The following is a 14,478-nucleotide window of genomic DNA, read 5'->3' on the forward strand; positions in this document are numbered from 1 at the left end:
CAAAAAATATGAAAACTATTCAAGTGTTTGGTTCTGGTTGTAAAAGCTGTTTAGCTACGGCTGAACGAATTAATCAAATCGCTCAAGAGATTGGGGTACCGATTAAAGTAGAAAAAATCACAGGGCTGGAAGAGATTATGAATGCTGGGGTCATGACGACGCCCGGTGTCGCTGTCGATGGTGTAGTAAAACACACAGGCTCCGTACCAACTCGAGAGCAAGTTCTCGAGATATTGATCTAGCACTCAACACTAAATTGTAAACAGCGTAACTTTATGGGTGGCGCTGTTAGTTATTTTGAAGGTCTATGAATGAAATGCTTAATGAAAGCGTGGAATGAGTCGGAATCTCTACTCTACTACTGGCTATTAAAGCAAACACAAAGTCAGCATGAAACAGAAGATATTATGCAAGAGGTATTCCTTAAAGCGATGAGCAACAGCAACCGATTTTGCTCGTTGAATGATGGGAAATCATGGCTATTCAAGATGGTTAAAAACCAGTTTATTGATTGCTGGCGCCGCCAGGTCAAAGTAGACGGCATTGGTCGTTTAGAAGCACCCGCAACCACACCTCCCGTAATGGAACAGTTACAAACTTGCCTTCCACGTATTTTGCCGAAGCTTTCAACCAACCATCGTCATATTATTGAAACTTGCGATTTAAATAATATGACTCAGGTGGCGTATGCGAGCGCTCATGGTTTAAGCTTACCCGCAACGAAAGCACGACTACGGCGAGCACGCCTTGAACTTAAGCAAAAACTGATCACTGAGTGTCAAGTCTTGCGCAATACCTCAGGTGTATATTGCTTTAAGCGAGCTGAATAGCTTAGTGACCTAAAATTCACTGCATTACACGGTATTCAGGGCGAGTTGCCGCCTCTTTGCATTCTACTAGATCAATCCCCTTATTTTCAGCGGATCCGTGTGGGACTTAATCGGGCAAGTATAAGGTCACGAGCCATCCATGACCTTATAAGCGCTATCTTGGTGAGAGAAGCAAAGATTACAGCTTATCAATAAATGTCACAACATACTCACCAAGGCCTTGGTAGGTAATGGTCGTTGGAACGTTAAATTCAAACTCTACGATGCCACAGTACGAACCCGTGATCAGCGCTTCTCCTGAACGGAAAGAAACACCACGTTTGGTCATTTCATTGATTAGCCAATAGACAGGCTTCATTGGCATTGTGTTTGGATGAGTACCGTCGAACGTTTGCACATGCTCACCTTGAGTGGCAGTGATGGCTATTTTGCTGGCAGAAAAAGCCGCCGCTTTACTTATTTCAGGCCCAATGAAAAGACCTTGATTGACGAGGCCATCGGCCAGTCTTTCCAAAAATTCGGCTTCGCTGTCATCAGCAAAGCGAGACTGAATTAGCTCAAGTGCCATATGGCATGAGCCGATTGCTTGATCGATGTCAGTTTCGCTGTACCCAGCCGTTGTTGATGGTAGGTCTTTAGCAAGCACAAAGGCAATTTCAGGTTCAATACGAACTACGCCATTGTCAGCGTACAGCTCACACTGCGGGCCTTGTTGAATACCATCGGCAAAAATAGGGGCTACCACAAATTTGTCTTCTGCTAACGGTTGTAGGCATTTCCAACCAGAGACCGGGCTGTTGTGAAGCCCGACCATAGAAGTTTGGATGTTTAATGCATCATCCAGAGATTCGGGTCTGATAGATGAAGCAAGGCGAGGTGCTTTCATGCCTGCTGTTCTGCGGCTAAGCAGTTCTTGAGCGGCAAGAGTGAAATTATTTGTCATATTATATCCTTTTGGTGTGTCTCTATATTATAAAATTTCTCCCAATCTTCACAGTGTTCTTTACTTGGATTGTGAACATAAGCTAAGCAAATGGATCAGGTCAGTTCTATCGGTCTCTCTGTGTGTCGAGACTTTTCTACTATTCAACATAACCTATATCAACATAACCGAATGTTTCCACAAATGGCATTTCTGTTATTTCATTTCAAATTCTTTGAAGTCGCGCTTTACAAATAATTGCCGATCTCAAAATCATATATTATTGTATTATCAATTTAGCGGCTTGTTCTTGTGTGGCAATGGCGCAATATTTCATTGAGGGTAGAAACATGATGCTTGAGTCGTTCAATTTACGAGGTAAGGTTGCGATAGTGACCGGTTGCAATACAGGCTTGGGCCAAGGTATGGCGTTAAGTTTGGCTGAAGCTGGTTGCAGTATTGTGGGAGTGAACCGATCTGAACCTGCAGAAACCATTCAGAAAATGAGTGCCGCCGGACACGTCTATTTGGATGTTCGTGCGGATCTGCTAAAGCAAGATGATATTCCTGCAGTGATTGATAGAACCATCGCCGAGTTCGGTAAGGTCGATATATTAGTGAACAACGCAGGCATTATCCGCCGCGAAGATGCCATTGAGTTTTCAGAGCAGAACTGGGATGACGTGATGAACATAAACACAAAAACAGTGTTCTTTATGTCACAACTGGTCGCTAAGCAGTTTATGGCTCAAGGCTCTGGCGGTAAGATCATCAATATTGCTTCAATGCTTTCTTTTCAAGGAGGTATTCGAGTTCCGTCGTATACGGCTTCGAAGAGTGCTCTCATGGGGTTAACGAAAGCAATGGCGAATGAATGGGCGTCCAGCAATATCAACGTTAATGCCATTGCACCTGGCTACATGGAAACCAACAATACCAAAGCACTTCGTGAAGACAGCGCTCGTAATGAGGCGATCCTTGAACGTATTCCGGCAAACCGCTGGGGAACGCCGCAAGATGTCGCTGGTCCTTGTGTTTTCTTAGCATCGGCAGCTTCAGATTACATCAACGGTTACACCATTGCAGTAGACGGCGGTTGGTTAGCACGCTAGCGATTTTGCCTCAATAACGAATAGAAATGGGTAGGAAAAAGACATGAAAATTGCATTAATGATGGAGAACAGCCAAGCGGGGAAAAACGCAATGGTGGCAGCAGAATTGGATTCCGTCGCGGGTCGGTTAGGCCATGATGTATATAATTTAGGCATGACTGACGAGAACGATCATCACCTGACATACATCCACCTCGGCATTATGGCCAGTATTTTACTTAATTCGAAAGCGGTAGACTTCGTTGTGACTGGCTGTGGTACGGGGCAAGGTGCGTTGATGTCTCTTAATTTATATCCTGGCGTGGTTTGTGGTTATTGCTTAGAGCCCTCCGATGCGTTTTTATTTAACCAAATCAATAATGGTAATGCGCTGTCTTTGGCATTCGCGAAAGGCTTTGGTTGGGCGGGCGAGCTAAATGTTCGCTATATGTTTGAAAAAGCATTCACTGGCGAACGTGGCAATGGTTACCCATTAGAACGTGCGGAGCCCCAGCAGCGTAATGCCGCTATTTTGAACCAAGTCAAAGCCGCGGTTGTAAAAGATAATTTCTGCGACTCACTACGAGCGATTGATCAGGATTTGGTGAAAACTGCGGTGGGAAGCCAGCGCTTCCAGCAGTGCTTTTTTGAACATTGCCAAGATGCAGAAATAGCTGTATACGTGCGTTCATTGATTAAGTAAAGAAGATATGTTCTTTGTATTGTCGGCAGACATATCGATACAATTCTAGACAGAAATAGCGACTCGAATTCTTTATTATTAAGCTCGTACTTTGATGTGGGATAATGATGAAAAACTCAATTGTTAGATATGGCGTCATGTTGGTAGGCGTACCAGCGGCATTTTATGCGGTTGTATTCCTTGTGGTTGGAGTTACTGAATATCTTTCTTTATGGGCAGAGCCTATTGCTGGTTTTGTTGCGGCAATGACGGTAGTGCTAGTCGGTTATTGGCTGGCACCTATCCATAAAATAGCAGTAGCAGCAATATGGTTACTCGTAGGCGCAGCTTCGGCTTGGTTGCTGTTAGCAGGCAGTCATTATCCAGAAAGCTATGGTGTAAATTACGCATATCGACCAACTTATATCCCACTGGCTCTAACCTACCTAGGTGGTGCTGTTGGTTTGTTTATTTGCTATAGAATAGAAATGAAAAACAACGGTTAGCCGTTGCACAAAAAAAATAGCAAAGGATTTAACTAATGTCAGATGGTTATGAGCCACTTGCGGGACGGCTGTCTTTCATTAAAAAATCGAGTCTTCTTTGGGCGAGTTTTGGTTTCTCTAAATCAATCGTTTCGATCATCTCACACTCGTCTCTGACCATTTCAGCGATAAGACTAGGGTAATGGCGGCAGTCTTCCGGCCTATCAAGATAAATGCTGCAGGTGTACTTATTTTGCGCGTTAGGGTTTAGTTTGGGGGCGATCTCTAGAAATGGGCATTGCTGTAGCCTTACTCCTGTCTCTGGATCAAACCAAATTTCGTCATCTTTTACGTATTCGAAGATATCAGGATTAAATAACTCCCAAAGGGCGATCTCTTCAGTGCTAGCCGAAAGTGCGCCATCTCCATATTTGATGCAACATTTCCCACATTGATTACACGCTTTCATTACTACACCAGTTCGAACAGACGATAAGCCCGCAGTATATCACCAATGAGTATGAATGGCGTCTGAGCAAATAAGTGTTCGGGTTGTGATCATTGGTATTGGTTAACCCCGACTATTTCGACTGATCGATCAGCTAGAACTCCAGAGTGTTTGGCTAGGAGAAAAATTACTTTTTATTCGCTTGCACCAAAAACGTCCGAAAAGTGGTTGGTAAGCTGGTGATGAGTGTGGTTTTTAATCACTTGATTAAAATGAGCAAAATTAGTGTTGACGGAATTTTTTAATCCGTTAAAGTACGTTTCGTTCTCAGGGCAAACCGCTCTAGAGAAAAAAATTTGCAGTATTGATGTTTCAGAGATTGAAGCGTCAGTATGAAGATGGTGTCTAACCGCTCTTATAGAGCACATTGGTTTAGAGCATCGCAATAAAGAATTGCGTGCCCTGGTGGTGGAATTGGTAGACACAAGGGATTTAAAATCCCTCGGCGTTCGCGCTGTGCCGGTTCAAGTCCGGCCCGGGGCACCATCTATTTTCTACTCACGCAGTGGAAGTAAAACTACGCTTATGACTCGCTATAAAGTATAAGCAGAAAAAGAATAATGGCGCCTTGGCAGAGTGGCTATGCAGCGGATTGCAAATCCGTGGACCTCGGTTCGACTCCGGGAGGCGCCTCCATTATTTGATTAAGCCCCAGCAGAAATGCTGGGGCTTTTTTGTTTAAGAATGGTATTTTCCCTACAAAAAAGGAGTAGCGCTTATTTTTAGCAGCGATACTCCCTGACCGATTATGGGATGGGTAATTCGGGCCAACGACGGCTTATGGTATTAAACGGCAGCAACCATCTTTTGTAGCATCCGAATCATCTCTTTTTGTTCTGTATTATCAAGCGAGCTTAACATCTCGTGATTAACCGCGACAGGTATCGGCAGTAACGTTTCTTTTAACCCGTGTCCTTTCGCGGTTAAATAGATTCGGAAAGAGCGACGGCTGTTTGGATCGGTTCTTCGTTCGACCAAACCAAGGTGTTCCAGTTTGTCTAACGTGCGAGTCGTAGTGGAGTTTTCTACCTTAGATTTAGCTGAAATGTCTCTTTGCGTTACTCCCTCTTCTTCCCATAAGCACATCATGGTCGGCCATAGGGCCACCGTCAACCCGTGCTTTTTTAATTCTACTTCAAATTTTTTGGCGGCTTGATTGGCGATAACGTTAATCATCCACCCGAAGCTACTTTGTCTGTCGAACTCACTACTCATGTTTGCTATACCATTGATAATGCAATTATTGTCATGGTACCTAATCCAGCAGTAATTAGCACCAATAAAGCGCGTAGGTTTGATGCCAGTATTGGACCAGCGGATGTTGACGGCTTAGTTTGGTATCCGGTAATCATCGCCCAAACCAGTGGTTTTTTGGCGAGTTTATATATAAGAATGACCAGGACATGGACAAAAACCAAAACGCTGAGAGCGTCGGCTAAGAAATAATGTATCGACTCCAGTGCTGAAAATACGGCATCGGTCAGCCAAATCTCAGCCATAGGAAGCTGATCGAGTAACCCGGCTAACGCGAGGCCAGATAGGCACTGAAGCAGCAAAGAAGAAATCAACGAGACAACCATCAGCGCACCCAGGGGGTTATGGCCTGCTTGTTTATCAAGTTGGCCGGTTAAGTAGTGCCATATAATTTTAGGCGATCGGACAAATTGACTGAATCGGCTTGTCTCACTACCAATAAACCCCCAACAGACCCGCCAAATGACCAACGTCAGCAAAATTAATCCCAGTTGGACATGAGGGCCGTTACCTGATTGGCCAGAAATCATTAATCCAACAAAAACGGCTGCTTGTGTCCAGTGGTATAGGCGAGTTGCGAGATCCCAAACTTTCATAATTGTATTCCTGCTAAAAACGAATATATGTTTCTTTGCTTTAATTTACATAACAACTGTTGCGAGCGCAATGGTTGTTGTGTAAATTAAGAGGCAAGACACGACCGCGGGTCGCTTTGATACCAGATTGGCTGATCAAACAATCGATTTATAGCGCTGAATTTGCAACAAGCGGATTGGCGAAACAGAGGATAGAAGAATGAACATGAAAACATTGACGGCGTTACTTTTGGTGATGATTCCTACGACAGTATTGGCGCAGGGGTTCGAAACAGAAATCAAAGCAAGACAAAACGCGTTTTCAGAAATAGAAACCGTATTAGGACAAGCCGATGACGTTATCGATGGCTCAAAAACAGGCTGGGATGAACTGGCTAGCCTGAGTCAAACGTTACAGGAGCACGGTCATACGTTAACGGTGTCTTTCCCTAAAGGGAGCCAGGACGGCAGCAAAGCAAAAGACGCAGTGTGGGATAAATCGAACAAATTTGACTCCCTCCTTAGTCAAATGAATTCAGGCTTTGAAGAGATGTACAGGGCAAGCCAAGAACAGAGTGTCAGCATGGCCGAAAATGGTCTTAAACAATCCGAAAATACGTGCCGTGGCTGTCACCGCACTTATCGATCTCGCTGGTAAATCTATCTTTCCACTAAATAAGGTATTCATATGAATATACGTATTGCTAATGTTCACCGCATCGCTGCCATGACAGCATTTTTTATGATTTTCTCGTTCTTTAGTAGCTCCTTGTTGGTGGAGTTGTTTGGTGACCATCATGCCATTTTGACGGTAAAAACGTCGATAATGTATGCCATGGGACTGTTGATTTTTGTCATGGCGCTAACAGGCATTACAGGGACAAAACTAGCACCCAATGCGAGAGGTGGCGTGATAGGTCGAAAGAAAAAGCGCATGCCTTTGATCGCAATGAACGGCTTACTGATTCTTGTTCCATCGGCCATTTATCTGCAACATCTTGCTAGCCAAGGTCAATTTGGAACGGTGTTCTATAGCGTGCAAGCATTAGAGCTAGTCGCAGGGAGCATCAATTTAGTTCTCATGGGGCTGAACATCAAAGATGGGTTAAAGATGAAAAAGAGATAACGTGATGGGAGCATGTTTTATGTCCAGAAATGGGTACTTATAACTGTACATAAAACCAGTAAGTTGTCATGCTAGAGCAATTGAATGCTCTCTAAAGGAATAACGCATGAAAACTGATTACCACTTAAAACTTAAACCAGTGATTCGTTATTTAGAGAAAAACTACAACTCACAACTCAACCTTGAGGACGTAGCGCGCATTGCGTCACTGTCGCCTTATCACTTTCATAGGGTGTTTAAAGCCGTTACAAACGAAACCCTGAATGATTACTTGCGTCGCTTGAGGTTACAACAAGCGGCTCAAGATCTGTTCTATAAAAAACCAGCCGTGATCGACGTTGCGCTGGAGTATGGCTTTTCTAGTTCACAAAATTTTGCTAAAGCATTTCGTAAGCACTTTAATATGTCTCCAACAGATGTACGTCGTTGCCCAAGTGTCGAGTTATTTTCGATTGCGATTAAAAATAGCAAGATAGGAAACCAACTGAGCAAGAATGGAAACGACTCTTTGGCCGTCGATTCATATACTTCTTCCAAGGTTAAACAACGGAGAATAACCATGGAAAGAAAAGAACTAGAACCGGGAACCCTTGCGTACATTCGTGTTACTGGCCCTTATGGTGAAAATTACGAACCTGCTGTTGGAAAACTGTACCAATGGGCAGGCGCAGCAGGAGTTGCCGACGCGACATGCATCTTTATTTATCACGATAATCCAGAGCTAACGCCTCTTGAAAAATGCAGAACAGACATCTGTTTAATGGTGCCAGAGGACGTGAAAATATCAGGAGATATTGAATTACAGGCGTTTGCTGGTGGTGAGTATGCGACAACGCGAAAAACGATTACAGACAAGCAGCAATATGGCCCTGCATGGAACGATCATATTTCCCAAATAGTTGAGCTTGGAATTGAGATGGATGACAGGCCATGCTTTGAGCTTTACCACAGCTATGATGCACAAAAAGATATTTCAGATGTGAGCTTTTGCAGTGCGATAAAGTAATAACTTGAGCGGCCTCTGCTATGTATCGGTACACTAGAGTATCAGTATGTAAGAGGCCGATTTTTGATTGATATAGCTTGATAGAGTAGGTTAACGTTAGGTGTAAAGCACTGTAATTAGGGAAAGTTATGCATGCACAAAAAATCGACTCTGGGCTGGATTGCCAAGGCTTTATCGCTAACACCTGTTCTGTAAACAGCATTCAAGCGGACTTTATTCTTGTTGTGGATTCCGTTATTGACGCTCTAATCACCACTTTTCCTGATCACATTCACAGCATTTACCTTTATGGTAGCGTCCCTAGAGGGAATGCCGTTGTAGGAAAATCAGATCTAGACGTATCAATCGTTTTTAAACAACCCCTTACGGCATCTAAGTTAGCAGAGTTAGCTGCCATGTCTCGCTCTATTCCGCAGAGCTTCCCTGAAATCAGTAAGCTAGATATCGACCCGGGACATGTAGCCGAAGTGTTAGACCCGACTGAGAGATATCGTTGGCAATTTTGGCTAAAGCACTGTTGCTGCTGCGTGTGGGGAGTGGATCTATCCATTGAGTTCGAAAAATGCCGCCCTAATGCCCATATTTCCTATCAAATGAACCAAGACCTAGCGACCTTTTTACAAGATATGGAGGAGAAGTTTTCTCTCATGTCGCCAGATGACGTGGGCAAAGTGCTCGGTAAGAAAATACTCCGAACGGCATATCTTTTGGTAGCGGATCAAGACAGTAGTTGGTATACCGACCTGACAAACTGTGCCAACGTTTGTTTAGAATATTACCCAGATGATCATGAACACATCCAATTGGCGCTTGATCTTGCGTTAGGGAAACTGGCGTCAAAAGAAAAAGGCATCGCGCTGTTTAATGGCTTTGGTAAAAAGCTGATTAGATTATTAGGCGAGGAGAGTGACTCTTTAAGATCGCGTTCAAACCTTAGATAAGATCGTTACTAACCCTAAACACCACTTAGGTCGCTAGATATCTTTTTACAATAGGGTGATGAAAGAGTTTTTTTTACCTATTGATATGGAGTGCGATAATAAGGCCTAGCTTCGATTATACCATTTATAAAGCCCCACTTTGGATAGAAGTAAGAAACTAGACTATAGTCAGTTCAGGTCTATTACTTACTGTTGTGCAAGGTCAATTGCTTCATGATTGACACTAAGGGAGTTGTTATGAAACAGGTTTTATTGCTGTTATTTTTTTATTCCACCTTAAGCTTTGGCCAAACAAAAGTTTTATACATAAACTCCTACCATGAAGACTTCTACTCCTCGATCATTCAAATACAAGTCGTAAAAGATATGTTGCTTCCTGAAAATATTGAACTGAAGTTTGTTCATATGGATACCAAGCGCATTAAGGAGGATGAATTACGTAAAAATGAAGGGCTCAAAGTTCAAAAAGTGATCGCGGAATGGCAGCCTGATCTTGTGATTGCCAGTGATGACTCAGCGAGCAAATATGTGGTATCAAAGTATAAAGATGCAGAACTGCCCTTTGTGTTCATGGGGGTGAATTGGAGTGCTGAGCAGTATGGTTACCCTTATAACAACGTGACTGGGCAGATAGAAGTCGACTTGGCTAAAGAACTTATTGAGGAACTTCAAAAATATACAGACGGAAAAAAAGTCGCTTTCTTATCCGGAGACACGTTAACAGATAGAAAAACACTAAATTTCTATCAAAATAACTTAGGCCTAGAGTTTAGTGAGGTTAAGTTAGTTAATACTTTTGATGAGTGGAAAATTGCTTACTCTTCTCTTCAAAATGAAGTGGATGTCATACTGTTTTTGAATAATGCGGGCATCAATAACTGGGACGATATGGAAGCAGCAAAGATCGTTAAGAGTGAAACGAAGATTCCAACGGGGACTACCGACCAATCTTTGCATCCTTACGTGCTCGTTAGTTTTGCCAAAGACGTACACGAATTTGGTGAGTATGGCGCGAAAACAGCGCTAAAAATACTTAATGGTACATCCCCAACGATGATACCAATAACCAAAAATAAAAGAGCCAAGATCAGCCTAAATATGTCGTTGGCTAAAAAGTTGGGTATCATCTTTCCAATTGAAATGATCGATATGGCAACTTTAGTGGAATGATATTACTAGCAGCGTAGAGTATGTAAAGAGTGCGAAGGAAGTGGGATGTTTAAGAAAAAACTGAAGTTCCAAATACTATTTATGGTGCTCTTTGTCCTCCTAATCGGGATGCTCACGCTATACTACATATCTGCCAATGAAATAAGAAAAACAATTGATAAGAAGCAATTGAATTTTTATACGGAAAAGGTAGATACAATTCTGCAGTCTTTAGATAATCGATATCAAAAGCTTCTAAGAACAAATTTGGTCGAAAGCTATGAATACAGTTTTAAAGAGTTTTCGATTAATGAGCTAAGAAAGGTACATTATGCAAAGACGATGAAAGTATACCCGTTCATTATTAATGAAGAACGGCTGCTTGCGCTGCATCCTACTTATAACGTCGAAAACCCTGAAGCTTATGTTAATAGTAAAGTTTACCAAAAAATAGTAAAAGCTGAACAAGGGGATTTTAACGTTGTAGTGCAAGGGGTTGATAAGTGGGTGATTTTAAAGCGATACAAAAATTGGGATTGGATAGTGGGATATTCAATGCCATTAAGTGTTAAGTATGAAGCATTAACTGATTTTAGGAATAAATTTTTAGTATTAACGCTATTGATTGTTACAATAATTTCGTTGTGTATCATACTTATTGTTAGACATGTGCTATCTCCTATTGAGAGATTAATTGCGGCTTCAAAGAATATTTCAGATGGTGATTTAGAAAGTGAAATACAAATTAATGGTAGCTATGAATTAACTCAGCTGTCTCATGGTTTTTCTATCATGAAAGACAAGATCAAACAAAATATAGATGAGTTGGAAGATAAAGTTGAAGTAAGAACCATCGAACTCACTCGATCTAACGATGAATTGGCTCAAAAAATCGTGGTCCTAAAAGAAACTCAGGATAAGTTGGTAGAGTCAGAAAAGATGGCATCATTAGGCGGGTTGGTTGCCGGTGTTGCACATGAAATCAACACTCCTGTAGGCATAAGTTTAACCGTAGTAACACATTTTCTTAAAATTAATGAAGACTTAGGAAGGAAATTTGAAGATAACAAGCTAAGTGCAAAAGATCTAAAGATGTTCTTACAACAGTCTAACGATTGTGCTGAGCAATTAAACAAGAATATTGAACGTACCGCTCATTTGATTAATAGCTTTAAACAAGTGGCGGTTGATCAAACGAGTGAAGATGTTCGGTTGTTCGAACTGACATCTTATTTGAAAGAGGTTATATTTAGTTTAGACGGGGTGGTCAAAAAAAATAATGTGGTCGTCGATGTTACCTCTGACGAAGAGATAAATTTAAAGTCATCTCCTGGCGCTTATGCGCAAGTGTTTACCAATTTAATTCTCAATTCAACAATACATGGCTTCGGTGGGGGGAATGAACCTCATAATGGTATAGAAAGAAAAATCACCATTGATATTTCACGTGAAGATAAGTACATAAATATTTTATATAAAGATAACGGTAAAGGAATTGAGGAAAGTAATTTAGGCCAGATATTTGAACCATTTTTTACTACAAATAGAAATCAAGGTGGAACCGGTCTTGGCTTAAATATCGTTTACAATACCATCACGAGCAAGTTGAGAGGCACAATAAGCTGTAGCAGCGAATTAGATAAAGGCGTCGCCTTTGCTATAAAAGTACCAATAAAGTTTGATGATAGTACCGTTCATTAACCCGTAGACGAATCGTTAGTCAAGGGATTGGAAAGTGGCGGTGAACGTCATGCCGGTCGTGCGTTCTTGTTCTAATTGCACATTGGGTGCACAAACCTTGCTATTGTTCGTGGCACTTAATGAGCCTTGCATATCTCGCATGCTATTGGCTGAAATAGACAAACCTAACCCCAACCCCTCGCCAATCTTTTTCGTAGTATGAAAGGGTTCAAAAATAGTCGCTAGCTCTTGCTGCGCGACTCCACTGCCATTATCCATGATGTTTAACACAACTTTGTCGCCTTGCCGTTGTGTACTGATGATCAGTTGAGGCACCGATGTGTCTTTCATGGCATCGCAAGCATTGACGATTAAATTACCTAATACCTGTCGTATCCGTTGTTCTTCTCCTAACACTTGATCAATATCGGTAGCTAAGCGAATTCGAACATCAATGTTATCAAGTCGGTGTTGATGTATTCTCAGTACTTCATTGAGCGCTTCTGGGATAGAGACTGGGTGGAGTTGCTCGGGGCGACTGAAAGCGAAAGATTTAAGCTGATTCGTCATTTTAGCCATTCGGTCAATAAGCGTGTGAACCAATTTGTTATTGGCTTTAAGCATTTGAGTCTCACCGCGTTCCATTAACAAATCGTTGCTGGTAAGTAAGGTTCTTAGCCCGGTGAGTGGCTGGTTAAGTTCATGAGTAATGGCGCTCGACATTCTGCCCAATGCCGCCATTTTACTGATTTCTATCAGCTCATTTTGTGCATCTTTCAGCTCTTGAGTGCGCTGTTCTACTCTATCTTGCAGCTCACTGTTGACGTTTTTTAGTGCGATTTCCGCTTTTTTCCGTTTACTAATATCAATAACGGTCGCTAAGTAATAATGGGTATTGTGCCAATGCAGTACCGTAATTGAAAATAACACTGGAAAATGACTACCGTCGCTGCGACGAGCCATGGTTTCTATACTGTTTATCTCTGCAAGATCGTGGTGCCTATTTAGGTTTTTAAGCAATTGAAAAATCGTTGAGTTTGGTTTGTTGGTATCGAAGAGTTGCCATGCAGGCAGGTTGTTTACCATGGTATCTGACAAATTAAAGTAGCGCTTTGCCATAGGGTTTATCTCGGCTAATTCTCCTTGGCTGGTTAGCAGTAATATGCCAACTTGGGTTTTATTTATCATCTGGCTTAAGCGCTCTTCAGAACCTTCAATTAACTTCTGTATTCTGAGTTGGCTAATGCGCTTTTGATGACGTAAATTCCAAATGATGGACAGCAAAATGAGAGATAAGCAGGCGCCAGCCGTTGACCAGCTGATCCAAGACACTGTTTCTTCAACGGCCTTTAATGGCGTCAAATAGGTGAGTCGCCATTGTAGGTCGTCTAATACAACAGACTGTACAATGTATTTTTGGCCTAAGAATGCACTTTGGGTGATCTGTGTTCCATTGTAGAGTTCTTTCTGGGTTAAAGCCTTACGGGGGGCCTCAATTTGGTTCAGCTTAGTGACGTTAAGTGCGCTACTGCTAGAAAGAAAAAACGTGCCGCTTTTATTTTGAAAAAGAATGGCTTCATCATTGGCAAACCATTGTTCTGTCAAGAATCTTAAGTCTACTTGAACAACGGCAATGCCAGCCACTTCGAATCCAACATTAATGGGAGCCGCTAGGTAATAGTAGGGTGTCGAACCCACCACTTTTGTCACTATCGATAAACTGCCGCTGTCGAGTTGAATTTGAGAAGCAATGGATTGTGAATCGTCTTCACTTAATGAGTCACTGGATAAACTGGATATAAGCACCTGGCCTTGTTCGGAGAGCACGTACCATCCCTTGGTGTTGGAGGCTTTATCTAATTGGATGAGTTGGGACTCTAGCAGAGGTCTTAGGCTGACATCACCTTGCAGGAAGCGTAATGTCTCTGCTTCATTGGTGATTAAGAAGGGCAGATGCGAGAAACGGCGTAGGGAACGGCGGATCTCACCCACATAATCTAACAAGCGTTGTTCTATGGTGTTTTGCGCGTGAGATAGCTGCCATTGCGTGGCGGTAAAACGGCTTACGCTCAAGCTAATGGCGATAAGAATAAACGACATGGCGATCAATCCGATCTTTCGACTGAACGTCATATCAAACTCCATTTAAATAGCCACAGTGGTTAGATAACTATAATTGCTTTGAATGTTAAAGATTTGTTGGTAAGAAATGGGAGCTAGCTCCTTTTA

16 protein-coding genes and 2 tRNA genes are annotated in these 14,478 nt (G+C 42.2%); 13 read left to right on the forward strand and 5 right to left on the reverse strand.

What is annotated here, in order from left to right:
* Positions 1-8 precede the first annotated feature (8 nt).
* A complete protein-coding gene (locus QWZ04_RS21880; RefSeq protein WP_290330398.1) occupies positions 9-242 on the forward strand; it encodes a thioredoxin family protein in 234 nt (77 codons plus the stop codon).
* An 81-nt stretch (positions 243-323) separates the two neighbouring features.
* The gene (locus QWZ04_RS21885; protein ID WP_290330399.1) at positions 324-830 is read left to right on the forward strand and encodes a sigma-70 family RNA polymerase sigma factor; all 507 of its coding nucleotides are present in this window, start codon (positions 324-326) and stop codon (positions 828-830) included.
* A gap of 178 nt (positions 831-1,008) precedes the next feature.
* Here QWZ04_RS21885 and QWZ04_RS21890 read toward each other — a convergent pair whose 3' ends face one another.
* The gene (locus QWZ04_RS21890; RefSeq protein WP_290330400.1) at positions 1,009-1,773 is read right to left on the reverse strand and encodes a hydratase; all 765 of its coding nucleotides are present in this window, start codon (positions 1,771-1,773) and stop codon (positions 1,009-1,011) included.
* Between the two features lie 329 nt (positions 1,774-2,102).
* On the opposite strand from QWZ04_RS21890, the gene kduD reads away from it, so the two are divergent.
* The 3 genes from kduD to QWZ04_RS21905 all read left to right on the forward strand — a co-directional run bounded on the left by kduD (position 2,103) and on the right by QWZ04_RS21905 (position 4,031).
* Complete coding sequence (kduD, locus tag QWZ04_RS21895; RefSeq protein WP_290330581.1) at positions 2,103-2,864, forward strand: 2-dehydro-3-deoxy-D-gluconate 5-dehydrogenase KduD; 762 nt, start codon at positions 2,103-2,105, stop codon at positions 2,862-2,864.
* Positions 2,865-2,907: 43 nt separating this feature from the next.
* Positions 2,908-3,546 carry an RpiB/LacA/LacB family sugar-phosphate isomerase gene (locus QWZ04_RS21900; RefSeq protein ID WP_290330401.1) on the forward strand — a complete coding sequence of 213 codons (639 nt, stop codon included), beginning with the start codon at positions 2,908-2,910 and terminating at the stop codon, positions 3,544-3,546.
* A 104-nt stretch (positions 3,547-3,650) separates the two neighbouring features.
* Positions 3,651-4,031 carry a hypothetical protein gene (locus QWZ04_RS21905; RefSeq protein WP_290330402.1) on the forward strand — a complete coding sequence of 127 codons (381 nt, stop codon included), beginning with the start codon at positions 3,651-3,653 and terminating at the stop codon, positions 4,029-4,031.
* Positions 4,032-4,077: 46 nt separating this feature from the next.
* On the opposite strand, the gene QWZ04_RS21910 is transcribed toward QWZ04_RS21905, so the two are convergent.
* Positions 4,078-4,479: a YkgJ family cysteine cluster protein gene (locus QWZ04_RS21910; protein WP_290330403.1), complete on the reverse strand. Its 402-nt coding sequence runs from the start codon at positions 4,477-4,479 to the stop codon at positions 4,078-4,080.
* Positions 4,480-4,917: 438 nt separating this feature from the next.
* Between QWZ04_RS21910 and QWZ04_RS21915 the strand changes: the two genes are divergently transcribed.
* Positions 4,918-5,004: transfer RNA gene (locus tag QWZ04_RS21915), tRNA-Leu, on the forward strand.
* Between the two features lie 76 nt (positions 5,005-5,080).
* Positions 5,081-5,154, forward strand: a tRNA-Cys gene (locus QWZ04_RS21920).
* A 150-nt stretch (positions 5,155-5,304) separates the two neighbouring features.
* Here the strand turns inward: QWZ04_RS21920 and QWZ04_RS21925 are convergent.
* Complete coding sequence (locus tag QWZ04_RS21925) at positions 5,305-5,733, reverse strand: MarR family winged helix-turn-helix transcriptional regulator (protein ID WP_290330404.1); 429 nt, start codon at positions 5,731-5,733, stop codon at positions 5,305-5,307.
* A 5-nt stretch (positions 5,734-5,738) separates the two neighbouring features.
* Positions 5,739-6,368, reverse strand: coding sequence for a cytochrome b/b6 domain-containing protein (locus QWZ04_RS21930; protein WP_290330405.1), 630 nt, complete (start codon positions 6,366-6,368; stop codon positions 5,739-5,741).
* A 199-nt stretch (positions 6,369-6,567) separates the two neighbouring features.
* On the opposite strand from QWZ04_RS21930, the gene QWZ04_RS21935 reads away from it, so the two are divergent.
* The 6 genes from QWZ04_RS21935 to QWZ04_RS21960 all read left to right on the forward strand — a co-directional run bounded on the left by QWZ04_RS21935 (position 6,568) and on the right by QWZ04_RS21960 (position 12,270).
* Entirely contained in the window at positions 6,568-7,005 is a 438-nt protein-coding gene (locus tag QWZ04_RS21935; RefSeq protein ID WP_290330406.1) for a c-type cytochrome, read from the forward strand.
* Positions 7,006-7,035: 30 nt separating this feature from the next.
* Positions 7,036-7,473 carry a hypothetical protein gene (locus QWZ04_RS21940; protein WP_290330407.1) on the forward strand — a complete coding sequence of 146 codons (438 nt, stop codon included), beginning with the start codon at positions 7,036-7,038 and terminating at the stop codon, positions 7,471-7,473.
* 106 nt (positions 7,474-7,579) lie between these two features.
* Positions 7,580-8,479, forward strand: coding sequence for an AraC family transcriptional regulator (locus tag QWZ04_RS21945; RefSeq protein WP_290330408.1), 900 nt, complete (start codon positions 7,580-7,582; stop codon positions 8,477-8,479).
* 128 nt (positions 8,480-8,607) lie between these two features.
* A complete protein-coding gene (locus QWZ04_RS21950; protein WP_290330409.1) occupies positions 8,608-9,420 on the forward strand; it encodes a nucleotidyltransferase domain-containing protein in 813 nt (270 codons plus the stop codon).
* A gap of 237 nt (positions 9,421-9,657) precedes the next feature.
* The gene (locus QWZ04_RS21955; RefSeq protein ID WP_290330410.1) at positions 9,658-10,590 is read left to right on the forward strand and encodes an ABC transporter substrate-binding protein; all 933 of its coding nucleotides are present in this window, start codon (positions 9,658-9,660) and stop codon (positions 10,588-10,590) included.
* A 45-nt stretch (positions 10,591-10,635) separates the two neighbouring features.
* Positions 10,636-12,270, forward strand: a complete 1,635-nt coding sequence (locus QWZ04_RS21960) for a HAMP domain-containing sensor histidine kinase (protein ID WP_290330411.1) — start codon at positions 10,636-10,638, stop codon at positions 12,268-12,270.
* 15 nt (positions 12,271-12,285) lie between these two features.
* Here QWZ04_RS21960 and QWZ04_RS21965 read toward each other — a convergent pair whose 3' ends face one another.
* Positions 12,286-14,382 carry a PAS domain-containing sensor histidine kinase gene (locus QWZ04_RS21965; RefSeq protein WP_290330412.1) on the reverse strand — a complete coding sequence of 699 codons (2,097 nt, stop codon included), beginning with the start codon at positions 14,380-14,382 and terminating at the stop codon, positions 12,286-12,288.
* Between the last annotated feature and the right edge of the window lie 96 nt (positions 14,383-14,478).

This window comes from Vibrio tapetis subsp. quintayensis, assembly GCF_030409945.1.
GTDB classification, from domain to species: Bacteria; Pseudomonadota; Gammaproteobacteria; order Enterobacterales; family Vibrionaceae; genus Vibrio; species Vibrio quintayensis.